At 61.2% G+C, this 1251-nt stretch carries 1 protein-coding gene; it reads left to right on the top strand.

What is annotated here, in order from left to right:
• Positions 1–293: 293 nt before the first annotated feature.
• Positions 294–1079, top strand: a complete 786-nt coding sequence (locus JF66_RS18595) for a glucosamine-6-phosphate deaminase (protein WP_035880345.1) — start codon at positions 294–296, stop codon at positions 1077–1079.
• Positions 1080–1251: the final 172 nt, after the last annotated feature.

Below are 1251 nucleotides of genomic sequence, written 5' to 3'. Positions count from 1 at the left end.
TTTCACGCCACGCTCCTGACCGTATGTGAACCGATGGTGCGGGGCGTGAACTTCTGTGTGGGGACAGAGTTCCTGCCGCCCGATCAATCCTTGTGTATATCGAGGATGAGATCTCTCCGTGCCGGGCTGATGGCTCTGGCACTCACCTGCACTCTTCCGCGGAGACTCTGGTGCTGGAAGTTGGCGGTCCTCGGCGTCTTCACTATCTGAGGCGTGCTTGCAGTGTGAGTGAGCGTTAATGACTATTTCTGGTAGTTTTGCATCATGAAGAATCAAAATGGCGAGAGTTTGTCATGGCTGAAGTAGTCGTCGTCGGCGGTGCGTCCGAGGGAGGTGACCTCGTCGCTCGCGCAATCCGAGACCTGATTGCGTCACGGCCCGATGCCGTGCTCGGACTGGCCACGGGATCGACTCCGCTGCCGGTCTACGCGAGTCTGGCCGTTTCGTTGCGGGAAGATCCGTTGGATGTGTCGCGGGTGAGAGGCTTCTCCCTGGACGAATATGTCGGGCTCCCTGAGGGGCACCCCGAAAGCTACCGTTCCGTCATTACCCGTGACGTCGTGGAGCTCCTCGGGCTGGCGCCAGACAACGTGCTCGTGCCCAACGGCGACCCGGGCGCCCTGCAGACCGCCGGTGAAGACTATGAGCGTGCCATTCTCGCCGCCGGCGGAGTGGATCTGCAGATTCTCGGTATCGGTCGCACGGGGCACCTGGGCTTCAACGAACCCGGCTCGTCTTTCGCCTCGATGACTCGGGTGAAGACCCTGACGCCTGAAACGCGCCGTGACAATGCGCGGTTCTTCGATTCGCCGAGCGATGTGCCCGTACACTGCATCACCCAGGGGCTGGGGACCATCCTGAGGGCCAGGCACCTCGTGCTCCTCGCCTGCGGGGAAGAGAAGGCCGAGGCTGTCGCGGCCGCGGTGGAGGGCCCGCTTACGGCACAGAGACCAGGGTCGATCATTGCCCTGCACCCACATGTCACGGTCGTCGTCGACGAGGCCGCTGCGTCACGCCTGGACAACCTCGCGTACTATCGCTACGCCTATGCCAACAAGCCGCGCTGGCAGGGAATTTAGGATCCTGGACCCGCTCGTTTCACCCCTCAAAAGGGGGGTCAAAATCAGTCATTTCGTGCTATAAAAATACCTAGAGGATCAGCAATGATTCCCATCGACTCGTGTACGCGTGAGTCGGGGTCACGGAACGTGAGCCTTTCCGATGGCCGGGAAGCCAGACATCTGTCCCGTC

Source organism: Cryobacterium sp. MLB-32 (assembly GCF_000738085.1).
Taxonomy (GTDB): domain Bacteria; phylum Actinomycetota; class Actinomycetes; order Actinomycetales; family Microbacteriaceae; genus Cryobacterium.
The sequence above is the reverse complement of the archived record's forward strand: the minus strand, read 5'-3'. Positions and strand labels throughout refer to the sequence as shown.

Bases quoted from the DNA above. Each gene is read 5' to 3' on its own strand.
- JF66_RS18595 (WP_035880345.1), top strand. From the start codon at position 294: ATGGCTGAAGTAGTCGTCGTCGGCGGTGCGTCCGAGGGAGGTGACCTC.